Source organism: Bifidobacterium tibiigranuli (assembly GCF_022655035.1).
Lineage (GTDB): Bacteria > Actinomycetota > Actinomycetes > Actinomycetales > Bifidobacteriaceae > Bifidobacterium > Bifidobacterium tibiigranuli_A.
In genome coordinates this window covers 21,933-37,781 of the sequence record NZ_JALCUA010000014.1, presented here as the reverse complement: position 1 = coordinate 37,781, position 15,849 = coordinate 21,933, and the positions used below count along the sequence as shown (strand labels likewise).

13 protein-coding genes are annotated in these 15,849 nt (G+C 61.0%); 11 read left to right on the top strand and 2 right to left on the bottom strand.

The window, feature by feature from the left end; genetic code table 11:
- From LKK40_RS09995 to LKK40_RS09965, 7 genes are all read left to right on the top strand, one after another.
- Window positions 1-677 (top strand): glucose-6-phosphate dehydrogenase assembly protein OpcA (locus LKK40_RS09995; protein WP_304310436.1); only part of this gene is annotated, 677 nt, incomplete at its 5' end.
- Between the two features lie 265 nt (window positions 678-942).
- The gene (gene pgl, locus LKK40_RS09990; protein WP_304310435.1) at window positions 943-1,770 is read left to right on the top strand and encodes a 6-phosphogluconolactonase; all 828 of its coding nucleotides are present in this window, start codon (window positions 943-945) and stop codon (window positions 1,768-1,770) included.
- A gap of 123 nt (window positions 1,771-1,893) precedes the next feature.
- Complete coding sequence (locus tag LKK40_RS09985; RefSeq protein WP_304310434.1) at window positions 1,894-3,255, top strand: CobW family GTP-binding protein; 1,362 nt, start codon at window positions 1,894-1,896, stop codon at window positions 3,253-3,255.
- 64 nt (window positions 3,256-3,319) lie between these two features.
- The gene (locus tag LKK40_RS09980) at window positions 3,320-3,571 is read left to right on the top strand and encodes a BrnA antitoxin family protein (protein ID WP_304310433.1); all 252 of its coding nucleotides are present in this window, start codon (window positions 3,320-3,322) and stop codon (window positions 3,569-3,571) included.
- A gap of 248 nt (window positions 3,572-3,819) precedes the next feature.
- Window positions 3,820-5,076 (top strand): Fic family protein, encoded by a 1,257-nt coding sequence (locus tag LKK40_RS09975; protein WP_304310432.1) that lies wholly within the window; start codon window positions 3,820-3,822, stop codon window positions 5,074-5,076.
- 149 nt (window positions 5,077-5,225) lie between these two features.
- Window positions 5,226-5,501 (top strand): hypothetical protein, encoded by a 276-nt coding sequence (locus LKK40_RS09970; protein WP_304310431.1) that lies wholly within the window; start codon window positions 5,226-5,228, stop codon window positions 5,499-5,501.
- Window positions 5,501-6,337 (top strand): zeta toxin family protein, encoded by an 837-nt coding sequence (locus LKK40_RS09965; RefSeq protein ID WP_304310430.1) that lies wholly within the window; start codon window positions 5,501-5,503, stop codon window positions 6,335-6,337. The genes LKK40_RS09970 and LKK40_RS09965 overlap by 1 nt, the downstream gene beginning before the upstream one ends.
- Window positions 6,338-6,587: 250 nt before the next feature.
- On the opposite strand, the gene gndA is transcribed toward LKK40_RS09965, so the two are convergent.
- Both gndA and LKK40_RS09955 read right to left on the bottom strand, forming a co-directional pair.
- Window positions 6,588-8,039 carry an NADP-dependent phosphogluconate dehydrogenase gene (gndA, locus tag LKK40_RS09960; RefSeq protein ID WP_304310429.1) on the bottom strand — a complete coding sequence of 484 codons (1,452 nt, stop codon included), beginning with the start codon at window positions 8,037-8,039 and terminating at the stop codon, window positions 6,588-6,590.
- Window positions 8,040-8,228: 189 nt separating this feature from the next.
- Complete coding sequence (locus tag LKK40_RS09955) at window positions 8,229-11,369, bottom strand: cation-translocating P-type ATPase (protein WP_304310428.1); 3,141 nt, start codon at window positions 11,367-11,369, stop codon at window positions 8,229-8,231.
- Window positions 11,370-11,666: 297 nt separating this feature from the next.
- Between LKK40_RS09955 and LKK40_RS09950 the strand changes: the two genes are divergently transcribed.
- From LKK40_RS09950 to nrdE, 4 genes are all read left to right on the top strand, one after another.
- On the top strand, window positions 11,667-12,344 hold the full coding sequence (locus LKK40_RS09950; protein ID WP_304310427.1) for a TetR/AcrR family transcriptional regulator: 678 nt from the start codon (window positions 11,667-11,669) through the stop codon (window positions 12,342-12,344).
- 200 nt (window positions 12,345-12,544) lie between these two features.
- On the top strand, window positions 12,545-12,784 hold the full coding sequence (gene nrdH, locus LKK40_RS09945) for a glutaredoxin-like protein NrdH (RefSeq protein WP_304310426.1): 240 nt from the start codon (window positions 12,545-12,547) through the stop codon (window positions 12,782-12,784).
- Window positions 12,781-13,281, top strand: a complete 501-nt coding sequence (gene nrdI, locus LKK40_RS09940) for a class Ib ribonucleoside-diphosphate reductase assembly flavoprotein NrdI (RefSeq protein ID WP_304310425.1) — start codon at window positions 12,781-12,783, stop codon at window positions 13,279-13,281. Before nrdH ends, nrdI begins: the two co-directional genes overlap by 4 nt.
- 295 nt (window positions 13,282-13,576) lie before the next feature.
- On the top strand, window positions 13,577-15,769 hold the full coding sequence (gene nrdE, locus LKK40_RS09935) for a class 1b ribonucleoside-diphosphate reductase subunit alpha (protein ID WP_273296414.1): 2,193 nt from the start codon (window positions 13,577-13,579) through the stop codon (window positions 15,767-15,769).
- Window positions 15,770-15,849: the final 80 nt, after the last annotated feature.

Genomic DNA, 15,849 nt, shown 5'->3' with positions numbered 1-15,849 from the left:
GCTTCGGCGCGGACGCCGGCGCTGGCGAGATCATCATTCTGCACCCGCGCAACGGCCTGATTCGCCATCAGGACACGCTCGTGATTCCGCTGCTCGTGCCCGACGCGCCCATCGTGGCGTGGTGGCCAACCAATCCGCCTGCCAATCCTGCCAAGGATCTGCTCGGCGCAATGGCCCGCAGCCGCATCACCGATGCTGCGAACTCCGACAATCCGGAGGCGACGATGGAGCGACTGCGACGCAATCTGTGCGCCGAGGACGTCGATCTGTCATGGACGCGGCTGACGGTCTGGCGCGCGATGCTCGCCTCGATGCTTGACCAGCCGCCGTACCTGCCGATTCTCAAGGCCAAGGTGAGCGGCCCGAAGAACTTCCTGTCGCTCGATTTGCTGCGCGCCTGGCTGCGCCTGCGGCTCGATGTGCCGGTGGAGCTGGAAATCGTGGAGGATGCAGTCGCGATAACCGGCGTGTACCTGACCCGCGAGGACGGCGTGGTTTCACTCGAACGGCCCGCCGAGGATCAGACGGTCGTGCGGCAGCCGAATCAGGCGCCGCAGCCGATTTCGATGCCCATCCGCACCGACGAGGACTGCCTGAGCGAGGAATTGCGCCGTCTTGAGCCCGATGAGGTCTACACCGAGGTCATCAGTTCCGGCTGGGATTTGATGTACAGCTAGGCCAAGGCTGATAGCTCGGCAGGCTGGCTTAAGCCGAGTGCTTGGCCTGTGCGTATGCGAATGGCTGCGGCCGCGTTTGTCGGTTCGCAGCCATTCGCATACGTTGGCATATTGATATGTGATTGATGCGTTGGCGCATAATTGGTGCATGGTCGGCGCTTGGGCAGACGCGCGGCCGGTGCTTCAAAACAGCAATGTCGCGATAGGCAATGTTGAGATAATCTATGCAAGGCAACAAGTTCAATATCCTAAGGGGAGAATTACCATGGCCGAACGTCAACTTGTGGTGTATCGCGACGGCGACACCATCGCCCAAGCCGGGGCGCAGCGCACTTTGCTCGCGATACTCGACACGCTCAGCGCGCAGCCGCAGCCCGAGCGCTTCGATCTCGCGCTCACCGGCGGCTCCGACAGCCTGAAAGCCTTGAGCTATATGGCCTCGAACCCGCTGACGCAGGTTATCGACTGGTCACGGGTTCACATCTGGTGGGGCGACGAGCGTTTCGTCGCCGCCGATGACGAGGACCGCAACGCCTTGCAGGCCCGGCGCAGGTTCCTGGATGCGCTGGTCAGCGATGGTCGCCTTCCTGCGGCGAATATCCACGAGATGCCCGCCGACACCCGCTCCCCCGAGCAGGTCGCCGCCGATGCCGCCGCCAGTGACGCGGGCGATGACACAGCTAACGACACAGCCAACGATGCCCTGTTGGATGCCGCCGCGCAGCAGTACGAGCAGGAGCTCGTAGCCGAACTCGGCGAGCAGCCGGTGTTCGATCTGCTGATTCTCGGCATGGGCCCGGACGGGCATTACGCCTCGCTGTTCCCCGGCCACACCGAAGTCAATATCACCGATCGACTCGTCGTCGGCGTCAACCATTCGCCAAAGATGCCCCCGCTGCGGCTCTCGCTTACCGCACCGCTGCTGGCCCGCAGCCGTCGCACCTGGTTCTTCACAGCCGGAGCCGCCAAGGCCGATGCCATCGCGCAGGTCTTCGCCAAGCCCGACAACCCCGCCTACCCCTCGTCATTCGCCGCCGGCACCGAAGAATTCATCTGGTTCACCACGGCCGATGCCGTTGCGAAGGTGCTGTAAGCAGTCCTGCAGACGGAGGAACTTCGATTCGGCTTCGGGACCATCGGGTTTCGGGGCCAGCGAGCTTAGGACCAAAGTCACGTCCATTGACTGCGCACAGAATAGGCGCGTATCATATTGCAAATGGTTCGCAATAAGAAGTCCTCTTCACACTGTGGAAATTCACACAGCGGAAATTCCCGCAGCGGAGATCCGCGCAAACGCGTGCAGCATAATGCCCAAGGTCGGCCTGTTCCGGTTACCGTGCTGAACGGCTTTCTCGGCTCAGGCAAGACCACCATGCTGCAGAACTTGCTGCTGCAGGCCGGGAAGCGCACGCCGCGCTTGCGTCCCGCCGTGATCGTCAACGACATGAGTTCGCTTGATGTCGATGGCATTGTCGTCGAGGAAACCGAGATCGTGAGCGAGCAGCAAGGCAATTTCGCCAGCATCAGCGGGGGCAGCGTGCACAGCGACGAGCTGCTGCCCAAGCTGATCGGCATAGCCGAGACGATGCTCGATACGTGCGATGCCGAGCACATCTTCATCGAGACTTCGGGAAGTACCCGACCTTGGCCTTTGATCAAGGCGCTTACCAATCATTCGCGGCTGCAGCTGCACGGTTTTCTCTCGCTTGTCGATGCGGCTATGCTCCGCGACGATTTCGACTATGGTGAGTCGATTGCGGCGCAGGTGGGCCGGCAGCTCGATGCCGGAACGCTCGGCGTCGAAACCCTGATCGCCGAGCAGGTGATGTTCGCCTCTGAAATCTACCTAACCAAACTCGACAAACTGCAGCCCGAGCAGGTCACGTGCACGGCGGCGGCGCTGCACCAGCTGAACCCCTTCGCCGGCATCACCGGCGTACGCTTCGGCAGCGTGCAACTCGACACGGTGCTGGAGCAGCCACGGTTCCCGCTGGACCGCGTCCGGCAGCTCGGGAGTGAGATCGAAGCATTCGACACCGCGCATCCCGAGACCGGGCGGCTGGCCTCGCTGGTGCTTGACGATCCGCGGCCCTTCCACCCCCAGCGGCTATGGGATGCCTACACGACCGCGCTGCCGCAGACGCTTTATCGCAGCAAGGGCATGACATGGATCCCCACCCGTGACGACAAAGTGCTGCTGTGGAATCAGGCGGCGGGCGGCGTGGATCTTGGGTTCTTCGGCTATTGGAAGGCTGGCGTGCTGCAGCGCGAACGCCGTGCCGAATTCGGCGAGCCGATGCCCGAAGAAGGCACTATGCAACGGCGTCTGTTGCCCGTCGAGATAGCAGGGCTCACCCGTGAGGTCAACGCAATCGACCCGATTTTCGGCGATCGCCGCACGAGCATCACCCTGCTGGGAGAAGAGGCCGATACGCGGGCATTCCTCGCCCGACTCCAGGAGTGCCTGTGCACGCCCGACGAGGTAGCCGCCTGGCAGCGCGGCGAAAAGTTCGACGACCCCTGGCCGCAGCAAACGCTCACCGTCGGCCCGCAGTACGCAGACGGACGCCGTCGTTAGGTGGTTTCGAGCTGCAACTGCACAGTAAGCGGTAAGATTCCTTAAAAGTATGTATGATGAAGGCGTGAGAGTCGAAGCCGATGAGGACGCGCCGGCGGATGTTGCCGAGGCGGTCGCGAACGCGGAGAAGAACAATCTGTTCATGTCACTGGACGAGGTGCTGGCGCGCTCAAAGAAGGAGCGGATCACGCTCAACGTCGACAGCGACGTGGTGTCGTATTTCCGGCGATATGCAAAAGAACACGGCGCGAAATATCAGACGCTCATGAACGAGGTTCTGCGCGGTTCGGTCGAAAAACAGCTTCTGACGAAATAAGCTTGAGGAAAGAAAAACCTCTGCAAAATCGAAATCCGCCAAAGTCTTTACCGATGTTCACTGACACCTGCGCTAAGACCTGAGTCGGCCCACGCCATACAGATGAGTGTCATTGTTCAGTAGCTTTGGGCTTCCTATAGTCTGATTTTGACGAAAACCGCCTTTAGTAGTAGATTCAAATGACTACAATAGTAGAAAATGGTCAATAGCAGTCATTGCAGCACAGCATGCGGGCGGAAGGAGCCGGTATGGCCCGTTACGAGAGCATCAGGAAGACGCTGTATCGGTCGCAGAGTACGGAGAAGCCGCAGGACCGGGCCGATCGGGAGTATCAGCTGCGGCTGGATGGCCCCAGCGTCGTACGCTCTGGCATGCTGTTCAACGGCCATGAAGTGTTCGCCGTGCTATTTGTGGAACTGGTATCCGCAATGGACCAGATTCGGGAGCAGGAAACCACCGTCGAAACCCTATGGGCAGGCCTGCCCGGCGTGGCCAAGCGGGCGTATCTGTTCGGCCTTTTGGGCAACGAAATGCTGAGCACGAACCGAATCGAAAACGTGCATTCCACGCGCAAGGAAATCGGCGACGCGCTGAAGGCCGCATCAACGAACCAGCATGGCAAGCGCTTCAGTGAATTCGCACGGCTGTATCTCGGGCTGACCGATCGAGAGCACCGCCCTAGGCTGCCCGAAACACTGGAAGATATCAGAAGCATCTATGACCGCGTTATCGCCGGCGAACTCGATGAAGCCGACAAACCAGATGGACGCCTGTTCAGAGCCAAGGACGTCTTCATTGCCGACGAGTCCACCGGCAGGCAGATTCATCGCGGCATCGCGCCCGAAGCGGCGATTGAAGTGCAGCTGACCAAGCTCATCGCACTCATGCACAGCACGGACATCCCGCCACTGCTCAGGGCGGCCATGTGCCATTTCATGTTTGAATACATTCATCCGTTCTACGACGGCAACGGGAGGACCGGCCGCTACCTCTTCGCGCTGCAGCTCAGCCAGCATCTGTCTGTGCCGACGGCCATCTCGCTCAGCACGGTGGTCAGCGAACGCAAAGGCAGCTATTACAAGGCCTTTGACGAGGCGGACGACCCGCTGAATTGTTCGGATGCATCACTTTTCTGCTACCAGATGGCGAAATTCGTGTCTCGCGCGCAACGCAACATCGTCGACGAACTTTCCGAAAAAAAGCGCATGCTCGACGAATCATTGAGATTCCTGAGGCAATACGGCAACAGCCAGCAAGGCCAGCAATTGAGCGCGGATGCGCAAGGTGTGCTGTTCGTGCTGATACAGGAGAAGCTGTTCGGTCAGCCTAGCAACACTGTAACGCGCGTAGCACTCCAAAACGCTTTGGACATCGGCAAGGAAAAAGCAGCCTCCATCACACGAAAATTGGAATCCGATGGACTCATCAGCACGCACGGTGCCAGACCGATCCATTACACGCTGTCCAGCAAGGGTTGCGAGCTATTCCTGCAGATGGAGCCGTAGCGACTGTTGTTCCTGTGCCGTGGAACAGCAAGAGTCGCCAAGCCACATATGAAAATCTACGTTGGGCGATACCGATAGGCAGCGCGCTTTCACACCGTCTTCATGGGCGATGTGGAATGATGGAAGAAGCGCGATTACAGGAGGCCATCATGGATAAGAAGCTCTACGACTACGATCCAATGATCTACGACGTGATGCGCGAAAGTGCCATACGTCTTGGCGGGAAGTATATATCGCTGGCGCGCCAGTCCAAAACCGATGCGGAACGTGAGGCATTCTTCGCCGCCGATAGAGGCGTTCAGCAGGAGGCGGATCAGGTCGATCGTCATAATGTGAATGCCGTTAAGACAAAAACAGCAGAGTTCGCCGATAGACTCAACGCCATCATGAATCCATCAGCCCATCATCGGCGAATGGCAGCGTAGTGCAGAATTACGAGCTGAACGAGCCGCAACTCACGGAAATATTCGAAGAGCAAATCGCCGCTAATTTTCGGTTGGCCATCGTCGAGACTTCGCCGACCCTCGCTATGGTGGCCGCACAACCCGGAGCAGGCAAGACGCGCGCGGTTGAGGATGCGCGCGAGGCGCACAACGGTGTTGTCGCCATTGTCGGAGACAACTTTCGAAGATTCCATCCGTCCTATGAGACCTTGATGGAAAACGACCCATTGCATATGCCCGAGGCGACTGCACAAGCTTCAGGACACTGGGTCGAGATGAGTCTGAATTGGCTGCGGCGCAAGCATCGCAGTCTGGTCATCGAGACGACGATGCGTCATCCAGAAGCCAATGAGCACACATTGACTCAGTTCAGGGACTCTGGATACCGCACCGAAGCGACCATCGTGGCGACGCCGCCGCAATTGAGTCTCATGGGCACGTTAATCCGATATGTAGGTCAGGTGGAGAGTCAGGGAGAAGGACGTTGGGTTGGCGCTGCGGCACATGACGAGGCTGTGGAACAGTTGCCACGCACGTTAGCAGATCAAATCAGCAAAGGCAATATCGACCATGTCACGGTTATTGATCGCGCTGGCGAAACCCTGTATGACGCCGATGTCAATGCCGCAAACCGTAGCGCAGCAACATCGTCAGCCCTACAAGCGATTCGTCAAGGCCAGCGCTTCGACGCCATCCCGCCCGACCAACAGCAGCAATGGGTCGACGATTGCAGCCATATCGAACGGTTCCTGCACGAGCATCCCGGGCAAACGAAGCTGCGAGACGTTTATGCAGGGATTGCCGCCTCAGCGCGCTGAAAACCTAAGCTGTTGGGTAACTATAGGCAACTATAGGCAACTATAGGCAACTATAGGCAACTATGAACCGCCGCAGCGTACGTTTTGACGCACGCTCCGCAGCCTCGTATTGGAAAACGTACGCTAAGCGCTAGTCAGCGTACGTTTTCCAATACGCACCTCCTCAGCGTGTAGCAAAACGTACGCTGAGGAGGTGCAGAATGTATCGCGCCCAGACACCAGACAAGAGCGGGCGCGAGGGCGAGGCCCGCTACGCCTCGATCTCGGGGCGGCCGTCCTCGGCCCACAGGGTGTGGAAGGCGCCGGGGGCGTCGACGCGCCCGTAGGTGTGCGCGCCGAAGAAGTCGCGCTGGCCCTGGATGAGGGCGGCGGGCAGGCGCTTCGAGCGCAGGCCATCGTAGTACGACAGCGAGCTGGAGAAGGCCGGGACCGGGATGCCGTAGGTGGCCGCGCGCGCCACGACGCGGCGCCAGGACTCCTGCGCCTCCTCGATGGCGGTCTTGAAGTACGGCGCGAAGAGCAGCGAAACGTTGGCCTCGCCGGACTCGAAGGCATCGGAGACGACATTGAGGAACTGCGCGCGGATGATGCACCCGCCACGCCAGATGCGGGCGACGGCGGCCAGATCGATCTTCCAGTCGTATTCCTTCGCGCCGGCGTTGATCTCGTCGAAGCCCTGCGCGTAGGCGACGATCTTCGAGGCGTAGAGCGCATGGCGGATGTCCTCGATGAAGGCCTCGCGCTCGTCGGCGGGGATGTCCAGCGAACCGCTGGGGCCGGTCAGCTGCTGCTTGGCGGCCTCCTCGCGCTGCTCGGCCTGGCTGGACAGGCCACGGGCGAACACCGCCTCGGCGATGCCGGTGACCGGGATGGCCAGCGAAAGCGCGGTCTGCACGGTCCAGGTGCCGGTGCCCTTCATGCCCGCGTGGTCGACGATGAGGTCCACGAGCGGCTTGCCGGTCTTCGCATCGGTCTGATGCAGCACTTCGGCCGTGATCTCGATGAGGTAGGAGTTGAGTTCGGTGGTGTTCCACTGGCCAAACACGTCGGCGATCTCGCCCGGCTCAAGGCCCAGGCCGCGGCGCATGAGGTCGTAGCTCTCGGCGATCAGCTGCATGTCGGCGTATTCGATGCCGTTGTGCACCATCTTGACGAAATGGCCCGCGCCGTTCTCCCCGATGTGGGTCACGCAGGGCTCGCCCTCGGCGACCGCCGCGATGGACTTCAAGATCGGCCCGAGCGTCTGCCAGGATTCCTCGGTGCCGCCAGGCATCATGGACGGGCCGTTGAGCGCACCCTCTTCGCCACCCGAGACACCGCAGCCCACATAGTGGAAGCCGCGCGCGCGGATGTCCTTCTCGCGCCGAATCGTGTCCATGAAGTAGGAGTTGCCGCCGTCGACGATGATGTCGCCCGGCTCCATCGCATCGGCCAGCTCGTTGATCACCGCGTCGGTCGGCGCGCCGGCCTTGACCATGATGATGGCGGTGCGCGGCTTGCTCAGCGACGCGACGAACTCCTCGACCGTCTTGGACGGCACGAACTTGCCTTCGCTGCCATGCTCGGCCATGAGCTTTTCCGTGCGGTCATAATGACGGTTGTACAGAGCCACGGTATTGCCGTGATGCGCCAGATTGCGCGCCAGGTTGGAGCCCATAGCTGCCAGCCCGATAACTCCGATGTTTGCTGTTGCCTCGGCCATATGCCTCGCCTTTCGAGTCGATTGCGCCTGCCACACAAGCGCATGATCACAACGCTTTTCAGTCTATCCCCCGCCCTGCACCCGCGCGGCCACGATTCACGCTGGGCAGTGAGATATCATTCACACAAGTCGCGCAGGTGCGCCCGTGCAAGGGCGCAGTTACGTTGGGCACGGTACGTTGGAACGCGGTTACGCACCATCCGCGTCGGCACCCACGTTGACGCTTGCGCTGGCACCAGCGTCAGCACCCGCATTGGCACTCACACGCCTGACGATAAGCCTGCGCAATTCCTCAAGCCCTACGACCACGACCGGAATCACCACCAGATACAGGTACTCAGCGCCATGCAGCGGTGCGGTGTGGAACACGCCTTGCAGTATCGGCACGTTGATGATCGCCAGAATCAGCACGATTTCGACCACGATGCCGATGGTGATGGTCTTGTTCGAGAACGGCCCGATCGCGAACACCGAGCGCGTGTCGCTGCGGCAATTGAAGACCATGCCGATCTGCGCGAAGACGATCGCGGCGAGCGTCATCGTGGTCGCCGCCACATACACCGGGTCGAGGTCGTTGCCCAGCCCCGCCAGCGGCACGCCGGGCCAGCCATTGAGCATGTTGACGAAGAAGTAGCCAAGCATCGAAGCCGCCGTGCCCAGCAGCCCGTACCAGAAGAAAGCCTTGAACACGATGGCACGGTTGAGCAGCCGCTCATTCGGATTGCGCGGCGGCTGGCGCATGATATCATCCTCGGGCGGCTCGGTGCCCAGGCCCAGCGCGGGAATCATATCGGTGCCCAAGTCGATGGTCAGAATCTGCATCGTCGTCATCGGCAGCGGCACGAGACCGCCGGAGAACAGGTAGACCGCGCTCGGCACGGCTTCGGGCACATTCGAGTTGAGAATATAGAGCAGGAAGCGCCGGATATTCGCATACACCGCGCGGCCTTCCTCGATGGCATCGACGATCGAGGCAAAGTTGTCGTCGGTCAGGATGATGTCCGCCGCCTCCTTCGCCACATCAGTGCCGGTGATGCCCATCGCCACGCCGACATCGGCCTTCTTGAGCGCGGGCGCGTCGTTGACGCCATCGCCTGTGACAGCCACGATATCGCCCATACCCTGCAGGCAGCCGACGATGCGCAGCTTCTGCTCCGGGGCCATGCGCGCGAAGATGATCTCTCCACGCAGGGCCGCTGTGAGTTCGTCGTCGCTCATCGCCTCAAGCTCGGTGCCGGAGACGACGCGGGCATGCTTGTCGCGCACGATACCGATGCGGCGGGCGATCGCCAAGGCAGTGCGCCCATAGTCGCCGGTGATCATGATGATGCGGATTCCCGCGCGATGGCAGGTCTGTACAGCCTGCGCGACCTCGGGGCGCGGCGGATCCACCATGACTTCAAGGCCCAGGAAAGTCAGGTCGCGTTCGATGCGTTCGGGCGTGCAGAGTGCAGCGGAGTCGGCGTTATCGGCGGTGGCGCTAACGGCGCTGGCGGCGTTGCGATTGTTGCTTTTCGCGCCGCCTCTGTTATTGTCATCCATCTCCTGCGGGTTCACCGCGCGGCAGGCCACTGCCAGCACGCGCAATCCCCTGTCGGCGTAGGCGTCGTTCGCGGCCATAATCGCAGCCCGCTGCTCGTCGCTCATCGCGACATCCTTGCCGCCAATGCGCACACGGGTGGCAAGCGCAACGATCTCATTCGGCGCGCCTTTGGTGAACGCAACCAGCCCTGTACCGCCGCCATCATCGTCTGTATTACCTGTATTATCTGTGTCATCCTTGGCATCCTCGCAAATGACGGTCATCCGTTTGCGCTGCGAGTCGAAGGGCAGCTCGCGTCTGCGCGGCATCCGCTTCGCCTCGCGCTCGGGACTCAGGCCCGCCTTCTCGCACGCCACCAGCAAGCAGGCTTCGGTCGGGTCGCCGTACACCTGCCTACGGGCGGAGGCGGTTTTGTCGTCATTATTACCGACGTTGGCACCATCAGCTTTGACAGTGGCATCGGCGTGGGTTTTGGCTGTATCCCTATCAACCTTGTTACTGTCGTCTTCGCTGCTCGAAGCCGCCGCACCATCCACAGCCGGCCCCGCAGCCTCCGCAGCTGGCCCCAGCCGCGCATCGTTGCACAGCGCCGCAGCGGTCACGAGTCGGCGCAGGCCCTCGTCATCCGCAGCCAGCCAGCGGCGGCCGTCGCTGCGGATCTCGCCCTGCGGCGCATACCCGCCTCCAGTCACCTGATATTCCCGGTCGGGCGTCCACAGATATTCGACCGTCATCTCGTTCTGTGTCAGCGTACCGGTCTTGTCGGTGCAGATGACCGACGTGGAGCCGAGCGATTCAACGCTCGACAGCTTCTTGACGAGCGCATTGCGTTTGCTCATGCGCTGCACGGCCATCGCGAGCGCCAGCGTGACCGTCGGCAGCAGCCCTTCAGGGATGAACGCCACCATCATGCCGAGCGCGAAGATGAACGCCACGGCGAGCTGGCTGTGGACGAACACGACATCAAGCGTGAAGAACACGGCCCCGATGCACATGGCAAGAATCGTGATCTGCCGAGTCAGCCGGTTGAGCTCGTGCTGCAGCGGGCTGCCCGTGTCCTCGACGTTCTGCGTGAGCCGCGCGATGGTGCCGAATTTCGTATTCATGCCGGTGTACACGACCACCGCGCGCGCATTGCCCCGCACGACCGAAGTACCGGCGAACACGAGATTGGGAATCTGCGCAGCAGGCTGGCCCGCTGCGGCCTCCGCGTCAATCGCCCCCGCACTCTTGCGCACCGGCGTCGACTCGCCGTTCAGCGTGGACTGATTCACCTGCAAATCGCTGCATTGTACGAGCCGGGCGTCGGCGGAAATGCTGTCGCCTTCTTCGAGCACGAACACGTCGCCGGGCACCAGCTCCTCGGCGGGAACCTTGCATTCCTGTCCCTCGCGAATCACCGTGGCATACTGCGGCAGCATCTTGCGCAGCGCCTCGGCCGCCTTGCCCGCCTTGTACTCCTGCCAGAAACTGAACACGCCGTTGATGATGTTGACCATCCACACGGCAATCCCCAGCTCGCGCATATTCGCCAGAAACGCGACAGCCCCCGCCGCCCACAGCAGCAGCGCCATCAAGTGCGTGAAACAGCGCAGAAAGACGAATATGACCGGCGTCTTCTTCTCTTCTTCAATCACATTCTTGCCGTGGCTGGCGAGCAGGATTTCCGCCTGCGACTGCGACAGGCCGTCTTCGCCCGTTTTCAGCGCCTGATACACATCCTCGGCATCCAGCGCGCTGATTTCGTCCATCGAATAGCCGGAAGCCCTTGCGGTAAGCGTTTTCATCCTGGCACAGCTTTCCTTGCGAGCGCCCCCACATTGCCGACGCCCCTTACCAAAATATGGTAGTCGCCGCCCGCCGGTTTCGCCAAGGAACAGCTGCGGAATACAGCGGTACAATATACATCGAGCCGCGCAGACGAAGGCGACGACGGCGCACCCGCTCGGTTATTGCCGCGCTTGTCACGCTTGGCGAAACGCCAAGGCTGCGTGCGATGCCGGCAGCCAGCTGCCAGAATTGAACAGTCGCCGGAATTCTCACACACGTTCACACACGACTCGGAGCACAAGGACAGGAATGCGATGCCACGTATCAGCGAAGCGAATCTCGAGGAGCACCGCCGCAACACGATGAACGCCCTGCTCGACTGCGCAGAGCATATCGTGAAAACCCAAGGCAACAACGCACTCACCCCCGCTGCGGTAAGCCAAGGCGCAGGAATCGCCCGAAACTCCATCTATCGCTATGTCGACAATATGGACGATCTGCGCCACAAGCTGCTGCAGCGCCATCTGCCCGACTGGCGCAAAGCGCTTGAGGATGGGCTGGCCGACGTGAGCGACCCGGTTGAGATCATCGCCATCTGGGTGCGCATCAATCTTGAGCAGACCTCGATCCACGGCCACGGCTGGATGATGAAACTGCACCCGACCAGTAGCGCTGCGGCGCGTAAGCCCAAACCGGATACCAAACCTGATGTCGGCAATGACGGGTCTGAAGACAAGCCGGATTTCCACGCCACGATCGCCATGCCTGTCGCCCGCGCATGGCGGCAGCTGTGCCCGCACTCGCCCCGCGTCGGGGCCACCATCACCAGAGGCCTGGTGTCCAGCGGCATGCGGCTGCTTGAGTCCGCGCACGACGATGCTCAAGCCCGGGCCATCATTGCTCAGGTCGACCAGGCCGCGCGAGCCGTGGCCCAGTCCATGCGCGAGGACGACGACGCTGCAGACGGCACTGGCCGAATTACACCAATGTGATTAATGCAACATTTACACATTTGCGAGCGAGCGGGCCATATGGCCGAAATCTCTTGCCGCTGTAGGCATCCGAGAGTGTGAAGCACTATATCTAGTGGCCGATACCCCGACACGCCACTAGACATGGTGTTTATTTCTAAATCACATCCATGTAATCTATCTACCCAGACACACTTACATCAGTCAACCGGAGGAAAGCCATGACCGTCACCGTCTTCACCAAGTATCGCTGCCCGCAGTGCGAGGCCACCAAGCGCCAGCTCACCAAGCAGGGCATCAACTTCGAGGTCGTCGATCTGGCCGAGAATCCCTCCACGCTTGAGCAGCTGCAGCAGGCCGGCTTCCGTCAGGCCCCGATCGTCATCACCCCCGACGCCTCGTGGAGCGGATACCGCCCCGACCTCATCAAGCAACTCACCAAAGAGACGGTACTGGTATGAGCGAATCGCAGACCGACGCACTGAGCGCACCGTTGTACGAGGCGGAAGGAGCGGCGATCGGAGCGGTCGTCTTCTTCTCTTCCGCCTCGGAAAACACCGCGCGCTTCGTCGCCAACTGCGATTTTCAAGACGAGGGCATCAACGTCTACCGCATCCCGCTGCGCCCCAAGGACCCAGCGCTCAACGTGCGCGAACCCTATGTCCTCATCGTGCCGACGTATGGCGGCGGAAGCGCCCACAAGGCCGTGCCGACCCAAGTCAAGCAGTTCCTCAACAATCCAGATAATCGGCAGTACATCCGCGGGGTCATCGCCTCAGGCAACTCCAACTTCGGCGAGGCCTACTGCATCGCCGGCGACATCGTCTCCGCGAAGTGCAAGGTGCCGCTCATGTATCGCTTCGAGCTCATGGGCACCCCGGAAGACCAGACAGCAGTGCGCCAAGGGCTGCTCGACTTCTACACGAAAGAGCGCGAGCCGGCAGCAACGACCGTCTGAGGCTCTGAAATCCTGGGAGCCGTTTCGGCCGATGAGAGTGGAGAGTGATTGGCCAATAAAACTGAAGCGGACTGGCGAAGTCCTTACATATAGAGATATAGAGCATATACAGACCGTTATAAACGGTTTTCGCAGAACGTGCAGGACTGCGGTGCCATGCAGAACCCATCGCCCGCAGTCAACCTGAAAGCCGCCACGAACCCCTTTCTCCCAACGCATATCGCCGCAAGCGCCATACGATAACACCACAATCACACCTAATCACACGCATCACACCACACCGGAGGACAGCCCCATGGCAATCACCGACAGCACCGCGCTGGTCATGGACAACACCAGCGACACCGCGGACCAATACGACCCCGCGCACGACTTCCACTCGCTCAACGCCATGCTCAACCTGTACGACGCGAACGGCAACATCCAGTTCGACAAGGACAAGCAGGCCGAGCGCGTCTACATGACCGGCCATGTCGCCGAGAATACCGTGAAGTTCGGCTCCACCGCCGAGCGGCTCGCATATCTCATCGATAACCAGTACTACGACAAGGCCGTTTTCGACCAGTACAGCCCCGAATTCCTGGACTCCTTCTACGACCACATCGAGTCCGAAGGCTTCGAATTCGATACCTTCCTCGGCGCGTTCAAGTTCTACACGTCCTACGCGCTCAAGAGCTTCGACGGCAAGCAGTACCTCGAGGACTTCCCGCAGCGCTCCGCCGCAGTGGCTCTGGAACTGGCCTCCGGCGACGAAAACCTCGCCGTCAAGTACGCCGATGAGATCATCTCCGGCCGCTTCCAGCCCGCCACGCCGACCTTCCTGAACCTCGGCAAGGCGCAGCGCGGCGAGCCAGTCAGCTGCTTCCTCGTACGCATCGAAGACAATATGGAATCGATTTCGCGCGGCATCAACGCGGCCCTGCAGCTCTCCAAGCGCGGCGGCGGCGTGGCGCTGCTGCTGAGCAACCTGCGTGAGCTCGGCGCGCCGATCAAGCATATCGAAAACCAGTCCAGCGGTGTCATTCCGGTGATGAAGCTGCTCGAAGACTCCTTCTCCTACGCCAACCAGCTTGGCGCGCGCCAAGGTGCCGGCGCGGTGTACCTCAATGCGCATCACCCTGATATTCTGCGCTTCCTCGACACCAAGCGCGAGAACGCCGACGAGAAGATCCGCATCAAGTCGCTGTCGCTTGGCGTCGTCATCCCCGACATCACCTTCGAGCTGGCCAAGCGCAAGGCCCCGATGGCCCTGTTCAGCCCCTACGACGTCGAGCGCGTCTACGGCAAGCCTTTCGCGGACATCTCCGTGACCGAGCATTACGACGAGATGGTGGCCGACGACCGCATCCGCAAGACCTACATCGACGCGCGCGAGTTCTTCATGACCATCGCCGAGATCCAGTTCGAATCCGGCTACCCCTACATCCTCTTCGAGGACACCGTGAACCGCGCCAACCCCATCGAAGGCCGCATCACGATGAGCAACCTGTGCTCCGAAATTCTGCAGGTCCAGGAGCCCAGCGTGCTGAACGAAGACCTCACGTACGCCCACGTCGGCCGCGACATCTCGTGCAACCTCGGCTCGCTCAACATTGCCAAGGCGATGGACGGCGGACTGACCGGCACCGTTTCGACCGCCATCCGCGCGCTGAACGCCGTCTCTGAGCACACGCAGATGAACAGCGTGCCTTCCATTCGCCGCGGCAATGACGAAGGCCACGCCATCGGTCTGGGCGAGATGAACCTGCACGGCTTCCTCGCCCGCGAGCACATCCATTACGGTTCCGAAGAGGGCCTGGACTTCACCGACATGTACTTCATGACGGTGGCGTTCAACGCCTACAAGACCTCGCACGAGCTCGCCGTCGAACGCGGTCACGCCTTCAAGAGCTTCCCGACCAGCGACTACGCGAAGCCGGCCGGCCAAGGCAACTACTTCGACAAGTACACCGACGGCCGCCGCTCCCTCGAACCGCGCACCCAGCGCGTCAAGGAGCTCTTCGAACACTTCGCAGTGCACATTCCGACCGTGCAGGACTGGGAGGAGCTGCGCGACGCGATTCTTCGCGACGGCATCTACAACCAGAACCTGCAGGCCGTGCCGCCGACCGGGTCGATCTCGTACATCAACCATTCCACGAGCTCGATCCACCCGATCGCCTCGAAGATCGAGATCCGCAAGGAAGGCAAGATCGGGCGCGTCTACTACCCCGCGCCGTACATGACCAACGACAACCTCGAATACTTCAAGGACGCCTACGAAATCGGCTGGAAGCCCATCGTCGACACCTACGCCGAAGCCACGCAGCATGTCGATCAGGGTCTGTCCTTGACGCTCTTCTTCCCCGACACCGTCACCACGCGCGACCTGAACAAGGCCCAGATCTACGCTTGGCGCAAAGGCATCAAAACCCTGTACTACATCCGCATCCGGCAGCAGGCGCTAGAGGGAACAGAAGTGCAAGGCTGCGTCAGCTGCATGCTGTGATGAGTGTGTAGGAGTTGTCGTGGTGGGAAAGGGAGGCATATTATCCGACACGCTCCAAGGCCGCTCGGCCGGTCATACGG